The organism is Variovorax sp. HW608, from assembly GCF_900090195.1.
Taxonomy (GTDB): domain Bacteria; phylum Pseudomonadota; class Gammaproteobacteria; order Burkholderiales; family Burkholderiaceae_C; genus Variovorax.
The window spans coordinates 2,751,624-2,772,384 of the sequence record NZ_LT607803.1; the positions used below are offsets into that span (position 1 = coordinate 2,751,624).

General features: G+C 68.8%; 19 protein-coding genes. 17 read left to right on the top strand and 2 right to left on the bottom strand.

What is annotated here, in order from left to right; translation table 11 throughout:
* Positions 1-35 precede the first annotated feature (35 nt).
* From VAR608DRAFT_RS12905 to VAR608DRAFT_RS12940, 8 genes are read left to right on the top strand one after another with little or no spacing between them, the layout of a single operon-like run.
* Positions 36-1,241 carry an acetyl-CoA acetyltransferase gene (locus VAR608DRAFT_RS12905; protein WP_088954427.1) on the top strand — a complete coding sequence of 402 codons (1,206 nt, stop codon included), beginning with the start codon at positions 36-38 and terminating at the stop codon, positions 1,239-1,241.
* Positions 1,242-1,299: 58 nt separating this feature from the next.
* Positions 1,300-2,070, top strand: a complete 771-nt coding sequence (locus tag VAR608DRAFT_RS12910) for a glucose 1-dehydrogenase (RefSeq protein WP_088954428.1) — start codon at positions 1,300-1,302, stop codon at positions 2,068-2,070.
* A gap of 13 nt (positions 2,071-2,083) precedes the next feature.
* Positions 2,084-2,881, top strand: coding sequence for an enoyl-CoA hydratase-related protein (locus VAR608DRAFT_RS12915; RefSeq protein ID WP_088954429.1), 798 nt, complete (start codon positions 2,084-2,086; stop codon positions 2,879-2,881).
* A gap of 10 nt (positions 2,882-2,891) precedes the next feature.
* A complete protein-coding gene (locus VAR608DRAFT_RS12920; protein ID WP_088954430.1) occupies positions 2,892-4,421 on the top strand; it encodes an enoyl-CoA hydratase-related protein in 1,530 nt (509 codons plus the stop codon).
* Positions 4,418-4,873, top strand: a complete 456-nt coding sequence (locus tag VAR608DRAFT_RS12925) for a MaoC family dehydratase N-terminal domain-containing protein (RefSeq protein WP_157730901.1) — start codon at positions 4,418-4,420, stop codon at positions 4,871-4,873. The genes VAR608DRAFT_RS12920 and VAR608DRAFT_RS12925 overlap by 4 nt, the downstream gene beginning before the upstream one ends.
* Complete coding sequence (locus VAR608DRAFT_RS12930; protein WP_088954432.1) at positions 4,870-5,268, top strand: MaoC family dehydratase; 399 nt, start codon at positions 4,870-4,872, stop codon at positions 5,266-5,268. Before VAR608DRAFT_RS12925 ends, VAR608DRAFT_RS12930 begins: the two co-directional genes overlap by 4 nt.
* The gene (locus tag VAR608DRAFT_RS12935) at positions 5,265-6,503 is read left to right on the top strand and encodes an acetyl-CoA hydrolase/transferase family protein (protein WP_088954433.1); all 1,239 of its coding nucleotides are present in this window, start codon (positions 5,265-5,267) and stop codon (positions 6,501-6,503) included. The genes VAR608DRAFT_RS12930 and VAR608DRAFT_RS12935 overlap by 4 nt, the downstream gene beginning before the upstream one ends.
* Before the next feature lie 2 nt (positions 6,504-6,505).
* On the top strand, positions 6,506-7,024 hold the full coding sequence (locus tag VAR608DRAFT_RS12940; protein WP_088954434.1) for a PaaI family thioesterase: 519 nt from the start codon (positions 6,506-6,508) through the stop codon (positions 7,022-7,024).
* Here VAR608DRAFT_RS12940 and VAR608DRAFT_RS12945 read toward each other — a convergent pair.
* On the bottom strand, positions 6,979-7,989 hold the full coding sequence (locus tag VAR608DRAFT_RS12945) for an NADP-dependent oxidoreductase (protein ID WP_088954435.1): 1,011 nt from the start codon (positions 7,987-7,989) through the stop codon (positions 6,979-6,981). The genes VAR608DRAFT_RS12940 and VAR608DRAFT_RS12945 overlap by 46 nt on opposite strands.
* 119 nt (positions 7,990-8,108) lie before the next feature.
* Here VAR608DRAFT_RS12945 and VAR608DRAFT_RS12950 point away from each other — a divergent pair, with 119 nt between their 5' ends.
* From VAR608DRAFT_RS12950 to VAR608DRAFT_RS12975, 6 genes are read left to right on the top strand one after another with little or no spacing between them, the layout of a single operon-like run.
* Positions 8,109-8,561, top strand: coding sequence for a MaoC family dehydratase (locus tag VAR608DRAFT_RS12950; protein ID WP_088954436.1), 453 nt, complete (start codon positions 8,109-8,111; stop codon positions 8,559-8,561).
* Positions 8,558-9,436: an HpcH/HpaI aldolase/citrate lyase family protein gene (locus tag VAR608DRAFT_RS12955; RefSeq protein WP_088954437.1), complete on the top strand. Its 879-nt coding sequence runs from the start codon at positions 8,558-8,560 to the stop codon at positions 9,434-9,436. The genes VAR608DRAFT_RS12950 and VAR608DRAFT_RS12955 overlap by 4 nt, the downstream gene beginning before the upstream one ends.
* A gap of 37 nt (positions 9,437-9,473) precedes the next feature.
* Complete coding sequence (locus tag VAR608DRAFT_RS12960; protein ID WP_088954438.1) at positions 9,474-10,640, top strand: acyl-CoA dehydrogenase family protein; 1,167 nt, start codon at positions 9,474-9,476, stop codon at positions 10,638-10,640.
* A gap of 19 nt (positions 10,641-10,659) precedes the next feature.
* Positions 10,660-11,859 (top strand): acyl-CoA dehydrogenase family protein, encoded by a 1,200-nt coding sequence (locus tag VAR608DRAFT_RS12965; RefSeq protein ID WP_088954439.1) that lies wholly within the window; start codon positions 10,660-10,662, stop codon positions 11,857-11,859.
* 18 nt (positions 11,860-11,877) lie between these two features.
* Positions 11,878-12,789, top strand: coding sequence for an SDR family oxidoreductase (locus VAR608DRAFT_RS12970; RefSeq protein WP_231973474.1), 912 nt, complete (start codon positions 11,878-11,880; stop codon positions 12,787-12,789).
* 12 nt (positions 12,790-12,801) lie between these two features.
* A complete protein-coding gene (locus VAR608DRAFT_RS12975; protein ID WP_231973476.1) occupies positions 12,802-14,364 on the top strand; it encodes an AMP-binding protein in 1,563 nt (520 codons plus the stop codon).
* A gap of 25 nt (positions 14,365-14,389) precedes the next feature.
* On the opposite strand, the gene VAR608DRAFT_RS12980 is transcribed toward VAR608DRAFT_RS12975, so the two are convergent.
* Complete coding sequence (locus VAR608DRAFT_RS12980; protein ID WP_088954441.1) at positions 14,390-17,134, bottom strand: LuxR C-terminal-related transcriptional regulator; 2,745 nt, start codon at positions 17,132-17,134, stop codon at positions 14,390-14,392.
* Between the two features lie 185 nt (positions 17,135-17,319).
* Here VAR608DRAFT_RS12980 and VAR608DRAFT_RS12985 point away from each other — a divergent pair, with 185 nt between their 5' ends.
* From VAR608DRAFT_RS12985 to VAR608DRAFT_RS12995, 3 genes are read left to right on the top strand one after another with little or no spacing between them, the layout of a single operon-like run.
* Positions 17,320-18,474: an NAD(P)-dependent alcohol dehydrogenase gene (locus VAR608DRAFT_RS12985; RefSeq protein ID WP_088954442.1), complete on the top strand. Its 1,155-nt coding sequence runs from the start codon at positions 17,320-17,322 to the stop codon at positions 18,472-18,474.
* Between the two features lie 20 nt (positions 18,475-18,494).
* A complete protein-coding gene (locus VAR608DRAFT_RS12990) occupies positions 18,495-19,616 on the top strand; it encodes an alkane 1-monooxygenase (RefSeq protein WP_088954443.1) in 1,122 nt (373 codons plus the stop codon).
* 20 nt (positions 19,617-19,636) lie between these two features.
* A complete protein-coding gene (locus tag VAR608DRAFT_RS12995; RefSeq protein WP_088954444.1) occupies positions 19,637-20,722 on the top strand; it encodes a 2Fe-2S iron-sulfur cluster-binding protein in 1,086 nt (361 codons plus the stop codon).
* Positions 20,723-20,761: the final 39 nt, after the last annotated feature.

Below are 20,761 nucleotides of genomic sequence, written 5' to 3' on the forward strand. Positions count from 1 at the left end.
CGCAGCGCACGACGAGACCCACCAGGAGAAACGACTTGGCCACTGGCATTCGCGACAAGGTCGCCATCATCGGCATGGGCTGCACGCGCTTCGGCGAGCGCTGGGACGCGGGCCCCGAGGACCTCATGGTCGAGGCCTTCAACGAGGCGCTGGCGGATGCCGGCATCGGGGCCTCGCAGATCGGCGCCGCATGGTTCGGCGTCTGCCTCGAAGAGAACAACGTCGGCAAGACCGCCGGCCCGCTGGCCCAGGCGCTGCGCCTGCCGCGCATCGCCGCAACGCGCGTGGAGAACGCCTGCGCCACCGGCACCGAAGCACTGCGCGGCGCGGCCTACGCGGTGGCGGCGGGTGCCTACGACATCGTGCTCGCGCTCGGCGTCGAAAAGCTCAAGGACACCGGCTACGGCGGCCTGCCGGTGCGCACGCGCGGCGTGGCCAACGACCTCTGGCTGCCCAATTCCACCGCACCGGGCGCCTTCGCGCAGCTCGCATCGGCCTATGCGGCCAAGCATGGCGTGGCGATGAGCGAACTCAAGCGCGCCATGGCGCACATCTCGGTCAAGAGCCACGCCAACGCGGCGCTCAACCCCAAGGCGCACCTGCGCAACCGCATCACCGAGGAAGACGTGCTCAAGGCGCTGACGATTGCCGCACCGCTCGGCCTCTACGACTGCAGCGGCGTGAGCGACGGCGCGGCCTGCGCGATCCTCACCACGCCGGAGATCGCGCGCAGCCTCAAGGCCGATGCGGAGATCGTCAGCATCAAGGCGCTCGAGGTCTCGGTGAGCAACGGCGAGGAAGCCGGCTTCAGCCGCTGGGACGGTGCGCACATCGCCACCGCGCGCGAGGCCGGCGCGCGCGCCTACGCGGCCGCGGGCATCGATTCGCCGCGCGATCAGATCCACATGGCCGAGGTGCACGACTGCTTCTCGATCACCGAGGCGGTGCTGATGGAAGACCTCGGCTTCAGTGCGCCGGGCCGCGTGATCCACGACGTGCTCGACGGCATCTTCGACCTCGGCGGCACGCTGCCGGTGGAGCCCGACGGCGGCCTGAAGTGCTTCGGCCATCCGATCGGCGCCTCGGGCCTGCGGATGGTCTACGAGGTCTACCAGCAGATCCACGGCCGCGCGGGCGAACGGCAGCTCAAGCAGGTCGATCGCGGCCTGACGCAGAACCTCGGCGGGCACCCGCACCAGAATGTGTGCGCGGTGTCCATCATCGGGCGACTCGGGGCCTAGCGTCCGCACCCGCCCTCTTTTTTCCAGATCCATCGAACCTTCTACAGGAGACTTTTGCATGCGAGGACTCAAAGGCAAGACAGCCATCGTGACCGGCGCCGGCAGCGGCATCGGACGCGCGATCGCACTGCGGCTCGGCGCCGAAGGCGTGACCGTCGGCGTGTTCGACATCAACCCCGCCGGTGCGGGCGAGACGGTGAAGAGCATCGAATCCGCCGGCGGCAAGGCGATCGCGGTCGCCTGCGACATCACCGACTACGCAGCGGTGACCGACGCCGTCGCCAGCTTCGAAAGCCAGACCGGCGCCGGCACCGATATCCTGGTCAACAACGCCGGATGGGACACCCCCATGCCCTTCCTCAAGACCGAGGAAGCCTTCTGGAAGAAGGTCACTGCGATCAACTGGTTCGGCCCGCTGCACATGACGCACGCGGTGGCCAAGGGCATGGCCGCGCGCAAGAGCGGGCGCGTGGTCAACATCGCGTCCGATGCAGGCCGCGTGGGCTCGACCGGCGAGGTCGTCTACTCGGGCTGCAAGGGCGCGACGATCGCCTTCGCGAAGGCGCTGGCGCGCGAGGTGGCACGCAGCAACGTGACGGTGAACACGGTCTGCCCCGGCCCGACCGACACGCCCGCGATGGACGCCTTCGTCGGCACCGGCGTTGAGGGCCAGAAGATCCGCGACGCGATGGTGCGCGGCGTGCCGCTCGGCCGCATCGGCGTGCCCGACGACTACCCCGGCATCGTGGCCTTCCTGGCCAGCGACGACGCCGCTTTCATCACCGGCCAGACGATCAGCGTCTCGGGCGGTCTCAGCATGCATGGCTAAAGGAGCAACGACGATGAGCAAGAGCTACAAGGACATCCTCTACGAGGTGAAGGACGGCGTGGTGCACGTCACCATCAACCGCCCGGACGTCTACAACGCCTTCCGCAACCAGACGCTGGAAGAGCTGATCGACGCGCTGCGCCGCGCCGACGAGGAGAAGAGCGCCAACGTGATGGTGCTCTCCGGCGCGGGCGACAAGGCCTTCTGCACCGGCGGCGACCAGAAGGTGCACCTGAGCGAAGACGGCCTCTACGGCCCGCGCGGCACGGTCGGCATGCCGATCGAGGAAATGCAGACCGCCCTGCGCGACCTGCGCAAGGTCTCGATCGCCAAGGTGCAGGGCTTCGCGATCGGCGGCGGCAATGTGTTCGCGACGCTGTGCGACCTGACGATCGCGAGCGAGAAGGCGACCTTCGGCCAGGTCGGCCCCAAGGTGGGCTCGGTCGATCCGGGCTGGGGCACCGCCTACCTCGCGCGCATCGTCGGCGAGAAGAAGGCGCGCGAGATCTGGTTCCTGTGCCGCAAGTACAGCGCCGCCGAGGCCGAGAAGATGGGCCTGGTCAACAAGGTGGTGCCGCACGAGCAGCTCGACGCCGAGGTCGCGCAGTGGTGCAAGGAGATCAACGAGATGAGCCCCACCGCACTGGCGATCGCCAAGCGCTCCTTCAACGCCGACAGCGAGAACATCCGCGGCATCGGCTTCCTCGGCATCCAGACGGTCAAGCACTACTACCAGACCGAGGAATCGAAGGAAGGCGTGCGCGCGTTCAACGAACGCCGCAAACCCGACTTCAAGAAGTACGCGGGCTGATCGCCGAGCCATGGAAACGCTGATCCGCACCCAGCTCGAAGCCGATGGCGTGCTCGTCGCGACCATCGACATGCCGGACCGGACGATGAACGTGTTCTCGGCCGACCTGATGGAAGCGCTCGATGCGCTGATGGACCGCGTCGATGCCGACGCGCAGGTCCGAAGCGTCGTGCTCACCTCCGGCAAACCGACCTTCCTGGCCGGCGCCGACCTCGTGATGGTGCGCGGCTACACCGAGAGCGCGAAGACGGCGACGCACGAGCAGATGTTCGCCAAGTGCGGCCGCCTCGGGCGCCAGTTCGTGCGGCTGGAGCAATCGGCCAAGCCCTGGGTGGCCGCGGTCAACGGCATCGCGCTCGGCGGTGGGCTGGAACTGGCGCTGGCCTGCCGCGTGCGGATCGTCAGCGACGAGCCACGCACCCAGATCGGCGTGCCCGAGGTGCGCTGGGGCCTCTTGCCCGGCGCGGGCGGCACGCAGCGCCTGCCAAGGCTCGCAGGCTTCGAGGCCGCGATGGACCTGCTGCTGAGCGGCCGATCGATCGCGCCGGCCGAGGCGGTGCGGCTCGGAATCTTCGCGCGCACGGTGCCCGCCGCGCAATTGCTCGATGAGGCGCGCGCCGAAGCGCGTGCGATGCATGGCAAGGCCTACGACGTGAAAGCCAAGTTCGCGAAGCTCGCGCAGGCCGACGTGTCGCCCTTCACCGCGGAAGGCGCGCGCGCCATCGCGCTGCGGCACGGCGTGAGCGATGCGGACTTCGATCTCTATCCCGCCTACAGCGCGATCGTCGACAGCGTGCTCAAGGGTGCGCGACTGTCGCTGGCCGAGGCGACCGACGTCGAGATGACGCAGTTCCTGCGGCTGATGTTCAATCCGGTCGCGGGCCACATGGTGCGCACGCTGTTCCTCGAACGCTTGCGGGCCGAGCGGGAGCTCGCCGCGCCGAAGGGCACGGCGATCGAGCGCCTCGCGGTCGGGCCGCTTCGCAGTTCGCACAAGCCGTGGATCGATGCGCTTGCCAGGCTCAAGGTGGCCCAGGCGCCCGATGCGGCCTTGGGCGAAGGCACGATCGACATCGTCGATGCGCAAGGTGGCCGGCATCCCGTCGCGCTCGCAACGCTCGACAGCCCCTTGCCCGAAGCGTCCATGGCGGCGGTGCTCGCGCCGGTGGGACCGTACGGGCGCGTGCTGGAGATCATCGGTGGCGACGACCAGACGGCCGCCCTGCTCTGCGCGCTGGCGCCGCGCCTGGGCGCGTTGCCTTGGCGCACGCCGGGCCCCGCCAGCGTGCTGCAGCAGCTGCGCGGCGCGACGCTCGAAGAGCAGGCGCGCACCGCATTGAAATGCGCGGCGGCGGCCGGTGCGGGCGACATCGCGTTCCTCGATGTCGCGGCCTGCCTCTCGGGCGTGACGCCGGCATGGACCGGCGGCCCGCTGACCTGGCTGTGGGCCGGTCGCGAAAAGTTCGTCCCGGCTTTCGATGCCGCTTCGCGCGACGCCTGGAACCGGCTGCAGCCCGCCCTGCACCGCGCCTTCGCATGATCGACCGTTCCCGCATCAGCTTCGAGTCCGCGCCGAGCGAGATCGCCATCGATGCATGGAGAGTCAAGCTGTTCTGCCAGGCCATCGGCGAGGAGGACGCGGTCTACACCCAGCCCGAAGCGGCGCGCAGCGCCGGGCATCCCGCATGCCCGGTGCCGCCGACCTTCCTGAAGGCGATCGAGGGCGAGCACTTCAGCAGCGCCCAGCTCATGTCGCTCCTGAAGGTGCCGCTGCGCGGTGTGCTGCACGCGCAGCAGAGCTTCGATCACTTCGCGCCGGTGTACGTCGGCGACCGCATCGAGGTGAGCCGCAAGGTGACCGACATCCACGACAAGAAGAACGGCGCATTCACCTTCATCGTGGTCGATACGCGCTATCGGCGCGCAGGCAAGCCGGTCGCGAACAGCCGGCAGACGATCCTGGTGCGCAATGCGCTGGAGGCGGTGCAGTGAGCTTTCCCGAGCACCTCGAACTGCGCTGCGGGCCCGTTACCGCGGTCGATCTCGCGCTGTTCGCCGCGGCGGCCGGCGACCACAACCCCTTGCATCTGGATGTCGAGGCCGCGCGCGCCGCGGGCTTCGACAAGCCAGTGGTGCATGGCATGCTGACGATGGCCTACACCGCGCGGATGTTCACGCGCTCGTTCGGCGCCGGCAGCGTGCGGCATCTCGACACCCGGTTCACCGGTGTCGCGCGGCTCGGCGACACCGTGGCGCTGCGCGCCACGCTGAGCGGCATCGAGGACGGCTGTGCGATCTATGCGCTGACGGCCCGCGCCGAAGGCGGCGGCGAGTTGATGACCGGCAGCGCGCGCATCGTGCAAGACACCCCCGAGGCGCGCGAATGAGTCGTCTCACGGACTGCCTGCGCCCCGGCATGCGCGTCTTCGTGCCGACCCTCTGCATCGAATCGGCCGTCTTCATCGACGAACTGCGCGCCGACCCCGAGCGCGCACGCGGCGTGACCTTCACCGGCGTTCAGTTCCCGGGCATCGACCGGGTGGACTACCTCGCGCTGCATCCCGAAGCACGGCAGCAGGCCTTCTTCATGACGCCCGGCGTGCGCGCCGGACTCGCCGAAGGCCGTGCCGAGCTGCTCTCGCTCGACTACGTGGGCATCGCGCGCCATCTGGCCGAAGCCCCGCCGCCCGATCTCGCGGTGGCGCATCTGACGACGCCCGATGCCGAGGGCTGGTGCAGCCCGGGCCTGGCGAGCGACTTCATGCCGCTCGTCTGGCGACGCGCCAAGCGCCGCGTCGCGCATCTCAATCCGCGCATGCCGCGCACCCAGGGCAGCTTCCGCGTGCACGTTTCGGAGCTCGATGCTTGCGTCGAGACCGACACGCCGCTCAATCCCTTCATCGAAACGCCGGCCGGCGAGGTCGAACGGCGCATCGGCCAGCAGGTCGCCCAGCTGGTAAGTGACGGCGACACGCTGCAGTTCGGCATCGGCTCGGTGCCCCTGGCGCTGGCCGGCGAATTGGGCGGGCACCGCAAGCTGCGCTTCCATGGCGGGCTGGTGGCAAGCGGACTGCGCACGCTGTGGGAATCGGGCGCGCTGGATCGCGATGCGCCGGTCACCACTGGGGTGGTGCTCGGCGATTCGGCCTTCCACGACTTCATCGCGCAACTGCCAGTGCTGCGCATGGCCGACGTGACCCACACGCACGACCCGGCGCGCTTGGCCGCGATCCCGCGCTTCATCGCGATCAACGCCGCGGCCGAGGTCGACCTCTTCGGCCAGATCAACGGCGAGCGCGTGGGCGGCGTGATCCAGGCGGGTTCCGGCGGCTTGCCGGCCTTCGCGCAGGGCGCGCTGTCGTCGCCCGGCGGGCGATTGTTGATCTGCCTCGGCGCGACCGCGCGCAAGGGCAGCGTCTCGCGCATCGTGCCGGTGCTCGGCGAACGAAGCCTGTGCACGCTGCCGCGCCATCTGGCCGATGCGGTCGTCACCGAGCACGGCGTGGCGCAGCTGCGGCACCTGTCGCTCGACGCGCGCGCCGAGGCGCTGATCGGCATCGCCGCACCCGAACATCGCGCCGCGCTGCTGGATGCGTGGCGCACCCTTCGCCAATCCGCCTGAAGATGCGCGACGCCGAACCGCCCGCCTCCGGGTTCGAGCGCGTCGAGCTCGGCGGCGCTTTCGCGACGGCCAACGGGCCGCTCTACGCGCGCTGGCACGACGAGCACCTGCAGATCGGCTTTCGCGTCGGCCCGGCGCACGTCAACCCCGGCCAGAACTGCCACGGCGGCATGCTCTGCACCTTCGCCGACATCCTGATCTCGACCGCCGCGCAGTACCAGACCGACATTCCACGCCAGTTCCTGCCGACGATCAGCCTGCAGGTGGATTTCCTGGCCGGCGCGCCGCTCGGGAGCTGGGTCCAGGGGCAGGCGGACATCCTGCGCGTGACGCGCAATCTCGTCTTCTCGCAGGGCCTGATCGAGGCCGACGGCGAAGCGGTGATGCGCGCGAGCGGCGTCTTCCGGCGCGGGCACGCTGCTGCCCGAATCGGCGGACGACCAGGCATTGCGGCTGCCCGGCCTGCCGGCGCGGATCACGCGAGGCGGATGAGCCGCTTGCCGAGGTTCTCGCCCCGGTAGAGGCCCGCGATCGCGTCGGGTGCGCTTTCGATGCCCTCCAGCACCTCTTCGACATAGTGCAGCCTGCCCTCGCGCACCCAGCCCGCAAGATCCGCCAGCGCGGCGGGCGCGTGTTCGGGATGGTCGAAGATCACGAAGCCCTGCATGCGGGCGCGCTTGGTCAACATGTGCCGCTCCACGCGCGGTCCGAGCGGCGGCGGGTCCCACTGGGCGACCGATGCTGTGCCGCAGATCACGACACGCGCGCCGACGTTGAGTCGCGCCAGCACCGCATCGCTGATCGCGCCGGCCGTGTTGTCGAAGTACACGTCGACCCCGTTCGGCAGCACTTCGGCGAGCCGCTGCTCGAATTCGGGCGCCTTGTAGTCCACCGCCGCGTCGTAGCCGAAGCGGTCCAGGCACAGGCGCCGCTTGGTTTCGCCGCCCGCGATGCCGACCGCACGGCAACCGCGCAGCTTCGCGATCTGGCCGACGCACGAGCCCACCGCGCCGGCGGCGGTGGAGACCACCACCGTCTCGCCGGCGCGCGGCTGGCCGATTTCGAGCAGGCCGTAGTGCGCGGTGATCCCGTTGATGCCCAGCACGCCGAGCGCGGTGGACATCGGCAGATCTTCGTCGGCGATGCGGCGCAGGATCGCCGAGGGCGCGACCGCCGCGTAGTCCTGCCAGCCGAACATGCCGGTGACCGGCGTGCCCACCGGCCACTCGGGCAGGGTCGATTCCACGATGCGGCCCGCCGCGAAGGCGCGCATCACCGCGCCGATCGCAACCGGCTCCGAGTAGTTCGCCACGGCATTGACCCAGCCGCGCATGGCCGGCTCGACCGAGAGCCACTCGTTGCGCACCAGGACCTGCCCCGGCGCGAGCGGCGGGACCGGCACCCGGGCGATCTCGAAATGCTCGGCTTGGGGGATGCCATTGGGCCGGCTCCTGAGCCGGACCTGGCGGTTGTTGCGTAGGTTCATCGTTCTGTCTCCATCAAGGTTCGACCCGAGTTGCAAAGCGTCCAGACTTGCTATAGTACACATGCGTATGATGCACATACATACACTGGGCCAAACTTATTTTTTCGAGAGGATTGCGCATGGCAGGCCGCTGGTTTGAGGAATTCGAAGTCGGGCAGACATTCGACCACGAGATCCGCCGCACGGTCACCGAGGCCGACAACATGTGGTTCAGCAACGCCACGTACAACCCGGCTGCGATCCACATCGACGCCGAGTATTGCAAGAGCACCGAGTTCGGCAAGCCGCTGATGAACAGCATCTTCACGCTGGGCCTCGTGATCGGCCTCTCGGTGCAGGAGACGACGCTGGGCACCACCGTCGCCAATCTCGGCATGACCGACACGCGCTTCCCCGGGCCGGTGTTCGCGGGCGACACGATCCGCTCGCGCACCACGGTGAAGGAAGTGCGCGAGAGCAAGTCGCGCCCCAATGCAGGCATCGTCACCTTCCTGCACCAGGGCCTCAACCAGCGCGGCGAAGAGGTGTGCGTCTGCACCCGGCAGGCGCTGATGCTGAGGAAGCCGGCATGAGCAGGGTGAAGCTGCGCTCGATGCTGTTCGTGCCCGCCGACAGCGAGCGCAAGCTCGCCAAGGCGCTCGGCAACCCGGCCGACGTGCTGATCCTCGACCTGGAGGACGCGGTGGCCGAATCGCGCAAGGAAACTGCGCGGCAGATGGCCGCCGAGTTCATCGCGGCGCAGGCAGCGTCGATTTCCGCGCGCCTGTTCGTGCGCATCAACCCGCTCGACACGGCGCTTGCGATGGGCGACCTCGCGGCGGTCACGGTGCCCGGGCTGGCCGGGATCATGCTGCCGAAGACGCGCAGCGCCGCCGACATCGCGCGGCTGTCGCATGGGCTCGACGCGCTCGAAGCCCGCGCAGGGATCGCGCCCGGAACGGTCAAGGTGGTCCCTGTCGCCACGGAGACGCCGCAGGCCATGCTCAACATGCAGACCATGTGCAGCCCGATCGAGCGCCTCGCGGGCGTGACCTGGGGCGCCGAAGACTTGTCGACGGCCATCGGCGCGGTGTCGAACCGCGAGGAAGACGGCAGCCTTTCGCCGCTCTACCAGCTCGCGAATTCGCTCTGCCTTTGCGCCGCCGCCGCGGCGGGCGTGCCGGCGGTGGACACGCTGTACGCCGACTTCCGCGATGCGGCCGGCCTCGCGGCCGCCTGCCGCGCATCGCGCCGGCGGGGCTTTCGCGGCCGCATCGCGATCCACCCCGACCAGGTCGCGACGATCAACGAAGCCTATTCGCCGACCGAGGCCGAGATCGCCCACGCCCGGCGCATCGTCGATGCCTTCGCCGCCCAGCCCGAGGCCGGCACGCTGAGCATCGACGGCGTGATGGTCGACAAGCCGCATCTGACGCAGGCGCTCGAAACCCTGCGGTTCAACGAGTGAGCCGACCCGGCCCGCACGACAACACGGAGACACACCCATGGATTTTTCAGTCAGTGACGACCACCGCGCGATCCGCGACGGCGTGAGCGCCATCGTGCGCTCGTTCGACGACGAGTACTGGCTCGCGCGCGACGAGGACGGCGAGTTCCCGCGCGCCTTCCACACCGCGATGGCGCAGGCGGGCTGGCTCGGCATCACGATGCCCACCGACTACGGCGGCGCGGGCCTGGGCGTGACCGAGGCGGTGATCATGCTGCACGAGGTCGCGAGCCACGGCGGCGGCATGGCGGCGGCGTCGACGGTGCACATCAACCTGTTCGGGCCGCACCCGATCGTGGTGTTCGGCACGCACGAGCAGCGCCAGCGCTGGCTGCCGCGGCTGGTCGAAGGCAAGGACCAGTGCTGCTTCGGCTTCACCGAGCCCGATGCGGGCCTGAACACCACCGCGATCAAGACCTTCGCGCAGAAGGTGCCCGGCGGCTACGTGGTGCACGGGCAGAAGGTGTGGACCTCGACCGCGCAGGTGGCCAACAAGATCATGCTGCTCACCCGCACGACGAAGCTGGAGGACTGCAAGCGCCCCACCGACGGCATCACGATCTTCTACACCGACCTCGACCGCAGCAAGATCGACGTGCATCGAATTCCGAAGATGGGCCGCAAGGCGGTCGATTCGAACGCGATCTTCATCGATGGCCTCTTCATCCCGGAGGAAGACCGCATCGGCGAGGAAGGCAAGGGCTTCTCGTACATCCTGCACAGCCTGAACCCCGAGCGCCTGCTGGTCGCGGCCGAGGCGGTGGCGATCGGGCAGGACGCATTGCGCCGGGCGACGAAGTACGCCCGCGAGCGCGTGGTGTTCGACCGCCCGATCGGCCAGAACCAGGGCATCCAGCATCCGCTGGCCGAGCGCTGGATGGCGCTCGAAGCCGCCTGGGCCATGGTCATGAAGGGCGCCTGGCTCTACGACAACCACCAGCCCTGCGGGGCCGAGGCCAACACGGCGAAGTTCCTCGGCGCGCGCGCCGGCTTCGATTCGTGCATGCAGGCGGTGCTGACGCACGGCGGCTTCGGCTACGCGAAGGAATACCACGTGGAGCGGCTGCTGCGCGAAGTCACGGTCACGCGCATCGCGCCGGTCACCGAGCAACTGATCCTGTCGTTCATCGCCGAGAAGGTGCTGGACCTGCCCAAGTCCTACTGATCCACAAGGGAGAGCCAAGGTGTTCAAGAGAGAACTTTTCAACGAAGACCACGAAGCGTTCCGCGACATGGTGCGGCGCTTCATCGACAACGAGATCGCGCCGCATCACGCGCAATGGGAAGCCGACGGCGTGGTGCCGCGCGACCTGTGGCTCAAGGCCGGCGAAGCGGGCATGCTGTGCTGCACCGTGCCCGAGCAGTACGGCGGCGCGGGCGCGGACTACCTGTTCGACGTGATCGTCTTCGAGGAGATGGCGCGCTCGGGCTACACCGGGCCCGGCTTCATGATCCACTGCGACCTGGTCGCGACCTACATCGCGAGCTTCGGCAGCGAGGCGCAGAAGAACAAGTGGCTGCCGCTGATGGTCCAGGGCAAGGCGATCGGCTCGCTCGGCATGACCGAGCCGCACGCGGGCTCGGACCTGAAGGCGATCCGCACCCGCGCGGTGCGCGACGGCGACGACTTCGTGATCTCGGGCCAGAAGGTGTTCATCTCGAACGGCCAGCTCTGCGACGTGATCGTGCTCGCGACCAAGACCGACTCGACCGCCGGCGCGAAGGGCGTCACCCTCTTTTTGGTCGACACCAGCCTGCCGGGCTTCCGGCGCGGCAAGAACCTGCACAAGCTGGGCATGAAGGCGCAGGACACCTCCGAGCTCTTCTTCGACGAGGTGCGCGTGCCGGCGTCGGCGATGCTCGGCGAGGAAGGCCGCGGCTTCGAGCTGATGATGACCAAGCTCGCCCAGGAGCGGCTCGCGCAGGCGATCCGCTCGGCCACGGTGGCCGAGACGGTCATCGATTGGACGATCGAGTACACGGGAAACCGGAAGGCCTTCGGCAAGACCATCGGCGACTTCCAGAACACCCAGTTCAAGCTCGCGGAACTCAAGACCGAGGCCGTCGTCGGCCGGCAATTCACCGACAAATGCATCGAAACCTTCATGAAGGGCGAGCTCACCGCCGTCGATGCGGCCATGGCCAAGATGTGGCTCAGCAACATGCACTGCAAGGTGGTGGACGAATGCCTGCAGCTCTTCGGCGGCTGGGGCTACATGTGGGAATATCCGATCGCCCGCGCGTACGCCGATGCGCGCATCGTCAAGATCGCGGGCGGCTCGATCGAGGTGATGAAACACATCATCGGCCGCCAGCTGTTCGCCGACTTCCATCCGACGAAGGACCCGGCCGTCAACGGCGTGGCGGGCATCAACCCCGCCTGAGGCACGAAGGAACGACACATGACCACGATGGCCAACGGACCCATCCGCGACGACGCCCTCACGGGAAAGCGCATCCTCATCACCGGCGGCGGCACCGGGCTGGGCAAGGAACTCGCCCGCAGCTTCGTGTCGCACGGCGCCGCCGTGCACATCTGCGGCCGGCGCGAAAGCGTGCTGCAGGAAGCCGCCCAAGAGCTGCGCGCCCAGGCGGCGCACGGCGGGAGCATCGAATACCACATCTGCGACGTACGCAGTGCGGAGCAGATGGAGGCGATGGTCGAGAAGATCTGGCAAGGCGGCCCTCTCACCGGCCTGGTCAACAACGCCGCCGCCAACTTCATCTCGCCGTCGGTGGAGATCAGCCCGCGCGGCTTCGAGGCGGTCCGCTCGACGGTGATGGACGGCGCCCTGTACGCGACGCTGGCCTGCGGACGCCGCTGGATTGCCCAGGGCTTGCCCGGCTCCGTCGTGAGCATGCTCGTGACATGGGTCTGGACCGGCTCGCCCTACGTGCTGCCTTCCGTGATGGCGAAGTCGGCGATCCATGCCATGACGATGTCGCTGGCGGTGGAATGGGGCCGCCACAACATCCGCGTGAATGCCGTCGCGCCCGGCCCCTTTCCGACCGAAAGCGCGTGGGAGAAGCTGGCCCCGATCCCGAAGGCCAATGTCGGGGCGGCCTCCTCCGAAAAGGTGCCGATGGGCCGCTTCGGCAAGATGTCCGAACTGTGCAACCTGCTGATGTTCCTCCAGTCGGATGGCTGCGACTACATCACGGGCCAGAACATCGCCATCGACGGCGGCCACCACCTCGCAGCGCCGAGCACCTTCGCCGAGATGAACGCCCTGACACCGGACGACTGGGCCGAAGCCAAGCGCATCGTGCGTGCGCGCGCGGAGCAGGAAAAGGCGCAGCGCAGCGCCGGCTGACCGGGAGTAAGGGTGCCGAATCCTCCCACGCCCATGCTGGACCTGCGCCTGCATGCCAGCGCCGATCCCGGACGTACGGCCATCGTCTGTGGCGACGCACAGCTCAGCTATGGGGATCTCGAAGCGCTGGTGAATCGACTGGCCGACGTGTTCCGCCATCTGGGGCTGGTGCGTGGCGATCACGTGGCCACCATGCTGAGCAACCGGCCCGAAGGATTGGCTGCCGCCTGGGCCGCGTGGCGCTCGGGCCTGTATCTGACGCCGATGTCGACCGCGCTGGCAGCGCCCGAACTGGCCTACCTGGTGGAAGATTCCGATGCCAAGGCGGTGCTGGTCGATGCGACGCTCGGCGAGCTGGCCGCGGCCCTGCCCGGCGCGATCGCCCGGCCCGTGCATCGGCTGTCGCTGGGTGGGAGCGTTGCGGGCTTCGCCAAGCTCGAACCCTTGCTCGACGCAGGTTCCCCCGGGCCGCATGCGGACGAGCCGCCAGGGGCGCTGATGATGTACACCTCGGGCACCACCGGCGCGCCCAAGGGGGTGATCCGGCCGCTGCTGCCTCGCGAGTGGCGCGGCACGCCGCCCTTTGCGGCCGATCTGATCGCGCTCTTCCAGCTCGGCGGCGACGATGTCCGCTATCTCTCGACCGCACCGCTCTACCATGCCGCGCCCTTGAGGGTCGCGCTGGCCGTCACGGCGGGCGGAGGCACTGTCTTCGTCATGGACCGCTTCGACGCCGATGAAGCCCTGCGCCTGATCGAACGCGAGCGGATCACCCACAGCCAGTGGGTGCCTGCCATGTTCCAGCGCTTGCTGGCGCTGCCGGTCGAACGCCGCGCGGCGTTCTCGGCCCCGTCGCATCGCGTCGCCATCCACGGCGCAGCGCCTTGTCCTGCCCCGCTCAAGCGGGCCATGATCGACTGGTGGGGCCCGATCCTCCTCGAGTACTACTCGGGCACGGAAGGCGTCGGCCTGACATTGATCGACTCGGCACAGGCACTGCGCAAGCCGGGCTCCGTCGGCCAGGCCCGCAAGGGGGTCGTGCACATCGTCGACGCGGAAGGCGGCGAACTGCCGCCCGGTCAGACCGGTGTCGTCTACTTCTCGGGCGTGACGCCCTTCGCCTACTACAAGGCACCGGAGAAGACGCTGGGACGGACGCACGCACGCGGCTGGCAGACCTTCGGCGACATGGGCTACCTGGACGAGGAAGGCTGGTTGTTCCTCACCGATCGGCTGGACGACATGATCATCTCCGGGGGCGTCAACATCTACCCGCAGGAAATCGAGGCCGTCATGCGCGAGGTGCCCGGGGTATGGGAATGCAGCGTGGTCGGCGTGCCGGACGAGCGCTTCGGCGAACGGCCCGTCGCCTTCGTCGTGCCGGCCCGCGATGCGGCGCACGACCCCTGCGCGCTACTGGAGCGCCTGCGGACCCACAACCGGGAACGCCTGGGCAAGCTCAAGCGACCCGACGAGATACGCCTCATCGACCAGCTCCCGCGCACGCCCACCGGCAAGGTGCTTAGGCGCGCGCTGCGCAACGCATTCGTTTCGAACGCTCCACTGTCCCCATGAGCGCCCGCCCCGTTTCCGCCCTGCGTCAGGCGCGTCCGATCAACTTCAGGCTCCGGGCCCGCGCCAGCGCAGCCGACCGGCTGCGAACGCCCAGCTTCGCATAGAGCTTGTGGAGGTGCCACTTGACCGTGGCCACCGACAGGTGCAGGCGCCCAGCCACCTGCTCGTTGTTCAGGCCCTGGTCCAGCAGGTCCAGCAACTCGATCTCGCGTGGTGTCGGCTCGTCGGCGCGGCCTACGCCTCGGTCCGGCGCCATGGCGGTCGGGGCGCTGGCGAAGGTGCGCAGGCGCTCGAAGAAGGCCAGCTCAGCCGCGCCGGTGAGCCCGATGGTCCTCGCCTCGTCCTCGGACAGCAGCCGCGCGATGAGCTGGCTGCGGGTGTTGAAGGGATGGATGAGATTGCCCGGCGCCGCCAGAACGATGGCTGCCGACAACTGGCGCACGGCCGCGTGCACCTGCCCCTTGCGCTGGTGCACGCCGGCTGACAGCAGCAACAGCTCGACCGCGTCCCGATGGCGCTGGTCGATGCGTGCCGCCTTGATCGAGGCCTCGATCTGAAGAGCCAGCTCGCTGCTGCAGTGCTGGGCCGCTTCGAGTTCGAGCCGTGCCAGCAGCCAGTCGCCGCGCTCGCGCATCCGCTCGGCGCCGGCGGCGCGACGCTCTGGCGCAGCCAGGCCGATGCGCTCGGACAGCGACCGTGCTTCGGCCAGACGGCCGAGCTGGAGCAGCCGACGGATCTTCGAAGCACCCAGCAGGAGCAGGCCGCGTGCCGGGTAGCAGTGGGCCACCCGGTCGAGCAGATCGGCCGTGATGCCGCCCGCCTCGTCCTCGCCGCCTTTCCAGAACGCGACGCACGCGGCCAGGCCCTCTTCGAGCGTGGTCAGGATGCCGTGATGCATGGCGCGCTGCAGGCTCGCCTCCGCCAGCTTGCGCGCCGCATCGCCGCGGCCCTGGTCGAGCAAGGCGCGCGCGTGGACGAAGTCCAGTGTCAGAAGAACGCTCGCGTCGGGCCCGATGACGCAGCCCGCGCGTTCCCGCGTCGCGACCAGCAGATCGGACGCGGCGTTGGGTCGCGCCTGTCCGATGTCGACACAGGCGCGCAGGATGCCTACCCAGGCGAGGCCGTAGGCGCTGTCGGCGCGGCTGATCGCTGCTTCGGCCAACTGCATGCGCGCGCGTGCAGCCGACAGGGTGCCGCGATCGATATCGACGATGCCCGCGATGGAGGTCACCGTCGCGACCTTCAGGGCGTCGGCGTTGGCGTCGCGTGCAAGCCAGACATCCGCCTGTTCATGCGCGCTGTCCAGTCGATCGAGCCAGACGTTGACCAGCATGCGGGTGAACAGGATGCGCTGCTGCACGCCTCCCGAGATGTTCTGGAAGGCCGCGTCGGTCGCGGCCCGTCGGTCCAGGTCGTCCAAGGCCTGGCGGGCGCGCTCGTACTGCAGGGAGTCGCTCAAGGCCCAGACGAACCAGGTATGCACTTCCGGCGACGGCGCGATCCCGGCCGCCAGGAGCTTGTCGACCCATTGGATCAGCTGCGACATCCGCCCGTGATGGCCGACCACGACGTGGGCAATGCGGTCCAGCAGCTCTTGCGCGAGTGCGGTCGAGCCCGCTTCGAGCGCGATCGAGATGGCGCTCGTCGTATCGCCCTGGCCAAGATGCCAGCGCGCGGCCCGGTCCAGTAGCGCATTCCGCCGCGCGGGCGCCAGCGTCTGCTCTCCCTCCGCCAGCAGGAACTCCCGCAGCAGCGTGTGGAACCGGAACCAGCGCCGGCTGCGGTCCAGCGGGAAGATCAGCACGTTGCTTTCGACCAGTTGGTGCAGCCACTGGCGTGCCTCGGGGCGTCCGGTCATTTCGGCGGCCAGGTCGGCATTGAACTCCCGCACCAGCGCGATCTCGACCATGAAGTCCACCAGGTCCGGCGGGAACCCGACCAGCACCCGGCGCGTCAGTACGCTTGCAATGTCCCGGTGGTCGCCGCCAAACCGTCCGAGCACCTGGTCGATGTCCGCTGCGGCACTGGCCGGTTCGCCGCTCGCATCGACGCCGCCGCGCAGCAGCACCTGCAACAGGCGGATGGCGGCAGGCCATCCCTCCGTCTGGGCGACGATGCGGTCCAGTTGCCGGGCGCCCCCGTGGGCAATGCCCGCGTGCCGGAGCAATTCGGCGGTGCTGCCGCGGTCGAAGCTCAGGTGCGATGCGCGCAGTTCGAGCGCGCCGGCCTCGAGCTTGGCCCGCGCCAGGTCCAACGGGATCTCATGGGTGCTGGACAGCACCAGGCGCAATTGCGCCGGCGTGCCGAAGACGAGCCGGTGCAGGACGGACCCGAGCGCGGGGTCATGGCAGAAGCCGAGGTTGTCGATGAACAGGATCGTGGGACGGGCCGGCTCGACCAGCAGACGCAGCAGCGCGTCGGCAGCGGCACCGCGGTCCGGGAACCGGGCGCTGGCGGCGCGGGCCTGCGCCACGCCCGCAATGCCCGCCTGCTGCATGGCGGCGCCGAGGCGATCGAGCAGCGCCGACAAGTCGCGGTCACGGTCGTCCAGCGTCAGCCAGAGGCCGGTGTTGCCGCGCGCGGTCAACTCGTCGAACAAGCTGCTGAGCATCACGGTCTTGCCGTAGCCCGGCGGGGCGCACGCGGTCAGCACCTTGGGGAACGGGTCCATCTGCAGCGCCATCGACAGGGCGCGCGTCGGCACGACGTGAAACCCGAATTGCGGCGGCCCGAATCCATCGCGGGAGAAATCGGTAGCGTTCACTGGCATGGCGAGGACCGACCGATTCTAGGGACGGAGCGCATTTAGTGCGCATAGAGAAAGTACCTATGCGAACAATGTGGATCGTTGCGACCCTAGGGTTACTCCGGCCTCGCGCCCAACTCTTGGTGGGCGATCGGTGGCGAACGGGTCGGTCCAATGGACGCATCGTCGCAACAAGTTCAGGAGACCCCATGACCACCGCCCTCGCCGACAGCCCGACGCTGCAGAATTCCACCGCCGTACGAAAGGCACGCGCCGCGCTGGCACGCCGGCAGCAGGCGCCCCTCGCAGTCGAGGACATCGACATCGCCGCGCCCCGCGATGACGAGATCCTGGTCCGCATGGTGGCCACCGGCATCTGCCACACCGACGTGGTGTGCGCCAACGGCTTTCCGGTGCCCATGCCGATCGTGCTGGGCCACGAGGGCGCCGGCGTGGTCGAGGCCGTCGGCGCCGGCGTGCACGACCTGGCCGTGGGCGACCATGTGCTGCTGTCCTTCAACTCCTGCGGCGCCTGCCCGAATTGCAGGAGCCACGAGCCGGCCTACTGCCACCAGTTCATGGGGCTCAACTTCGGCGGCGTGCGCCTGGAGGACGGGAGCTCGCCCCTGAGCCAGCACGGCGAGAAGGTGCACGGGCAGTTCTTCGGGCAGTCGTCCTTCGCCACCCTGGCCATTGCGCGCTCGGTGAACGCTGTGAAGGTGGACAAGTCCTTGCCGCTCGATGTGCTGGCTCCGCTGGGCTGCGGCATCCAGACCGGCGCAGGCGCGGTGATGAACTCCCTGAAGGTGCGCGCCGGCCGCTCCCTGGCCGTGTTCGGCTGCGGCGCCGTGGGCCTGAGCGCCGTCATGGCCGCCAAGGTGGTCGGTGCCGCGCCCGTGGTGGTCGTGGAGCCGAGCGCGGAACGCCGTGCCCTGGCGCTGGAGCTCGGTGCCGCGCACGCCATCGATCCCACCCGGACCGACGACGTCGCGGCGGCACTGCGCGCCGCGAGCGGCGGCGGCGGCTTCGACTACGCGCTGGATACCTCGGGCATTCCCGCAGTGATGAAGACCGCCGTCGACGTGCTGCTGCCCAACGGCATGCTGGGGCTGATCGGCATTCCGCCGCCCGATGCGCCCATGCCCATGAGCATCATGGAGATCTATGTCCGTGGGCTGGGCGTGAAATGCATCGTCGAAGGCGACGCCGAACCCAAGGTCTTCATTCCGAAGCTCGTGGCGCTCTACCAGGCCGGCAAGCTGCCGGTGGACAGGCTGATCAGGAAGTACCCGTTCGAGAAGATCAACGAGGCATTCGCCGCGGCCGCGGGCGGCTCGGTCGTCAAGCCTGTCGTGACTTTCTGAGCAGCGCACGGGAGACCGCCATGCTGGACTATTTGAAGTACTACATCTCGCCGTTCACGCAACTGCTGAGCCTCTGGGGATTCGTGATGGGTGGCCACTACGTGTGGATCGCCATCGCGTGGTTTCCGCTCATGGCGATCGTCGACAGCATCCTGCCGCGCGACTACGGCGCACGCCGCATCACGAACAAGGCGCTGGCTTTCATCCCGGTCTGGCTGTCGGTGCTGCTCGGGCCGGCGCTGTACGTGGGCCTGGCCTGGTCGCTGGCGCACCATGACCTGAGCGGCTGGCAGATCTTCGGCGCGATCGTCGGCACGGCCTGGATGTCGGTGTTGCCGCTGGTGCCTGCGTCGCACGAGCTCTACCACGCGCGCGGCGCGATCGGCAAGACCTTCGGCCGCTATGCGCAAGTGTGCTTCCTCGATTGCACGCGCATGGAGGCCCATGTCGTGGGCCACCATATCGACGTGGGAACGGCCGAGGACTGCGACACGGCTGCGCGCGGCGAGACGCTGTACCGGTTCACGCCGCGCGCCGTGGTGCGTTCCACGATCATGGCGCAGCGCTTCATCTCGGATGCGCTCGAGAAGAAAGGCCATGGCCGCTGGTCCATCCGCCACGCGCTGTGGCGGGCCGTGCTGGCGCAGGTGGTCTTTCAGGGCGGGCTGTTCCTCATCGGCGGCTGGCCCGCGGTGGGTGCGGCGCTCGCCGCCATGCTGATCGCGCGTCTCTGGGTGGAGTCGTTCAACTATTTCCAGCACTACGGCCAGGTGCGCGTGGTCGGCGCACCGATCGAGAAGCGGCATGTCTGGAACCATTTCGGCTGGCTGTCCCGCGTGGCCGCGTTCGAGATCACGAACCATGCGGACCATCACCTGAACAGCTATCTGTCGTACTACGCCCTGGTGCCGCACCGCGAATCGATCCGCATGCCGAGCGTGTTCGTGTGCTTCCTCGCGGCCCTGCTGCCGCCCCTGTGGTTCCACTGGATCATCAAGCCGGCCCTCAAGGCGTGGGACACCCGCTATGCCAGCGCCGAGGAGCGCCTGCTGGCGGCCGAGCAGAACCGCCGCGCCGGGTGGGAGGACTGGCTGGGTTCGCAAGGCAAGCCCGCTGCCCGTGAAACGCATGCCCATGCGTGAGCGCCTCGAAGGCAGTACAGATGCGTAGCTTCTTCAATTCGCTTTTCGGTGGCAGCGCAACCAGGCGGGTCGTCGAGATCCAGCCCCTGGGCAAGACCATCGAGACGCGGCCAGGCCAGACCATCCTGGAAGCGGCCCTGGCCCAGGGCGTTGCCTATCCCCACAACTGCACGGTCGGAACCTGCGGGTCATGCAAGACGCGCTTGATGCAGGGCACCGTGCAGGCGTCCAGCGACTTCGGCTATACGCTCTCGAAGCACGAGCTGGAAGCGGGCTACATCCTGGCCTGCCAGGCCGCGCCGCGCGATGCGCTGACGGTGGTCGAAATCGCGGCGCCGGCGGCCGACCTGCGTCCTGCGGAGGTGTTCGACGCGCGCATCGTCAGCACCGAGGCATTGACGCACGACATCCTGAAGGTCGTGGTCCGGACGGATCGGCCCGTGATGTTCGTGGCCGGGCAGTACGCCAGCTTCACGGCGCCCGGGCTGCCGCGCAGCCGCAACTATTCCTTCGCCGATGCGCCGCAGCGCGCCGGGCGCACCTCGCTCTGCTTCTTCATCCGGAAGGTGAGCGGCGGTGCGTTCACCGGGGCGTTGTTCGACGGCGCCCTGGCAGGCAAGCCCCTGAAGCTGGAAGCGGCCCATGGCGCGTTTCACCTTCGACCGGGCAACGCCCCCATGGTGTGCATTGCCGGCGGCAGCGGCCTGGCGCCGCTGCTGAGCGTGCTGGAAGACATGCGCATGCGCCGGGTGCGCCGCCCTTGCGTGCTGCTGTTTGGCGCCCGCACGCAGGCCGACCTGTATGCCCTGGATTCGATCCGCGGCATCGCGAATGCCTGGGGCGAGTCGTTCAGCTTCGTGCCGGTGCTCTCCGAAGAGCCGGCTTCCAGCGACTGGACTGGCGCCCGCGGCTTCGTGACCGATGCGATCGCGCAGGCCGGCAGCGCGGTGCAGTGGCCCGCCGCGCAGGCTTACTTGTGCGGGCCGCCGCCGATGATCGATTCCGGGATCGACAGGCTCTTGGGGCTGGGCGTGCCGCTGGACAGCATCTTCTACGACAAGTTCACCGATGGCGTGCCAGCGGTGGAAAGCCTGAAGGCGGCCTGACGCTGGGCGCGGCGCCGACCAGCATCCCTTCTTTTTCTT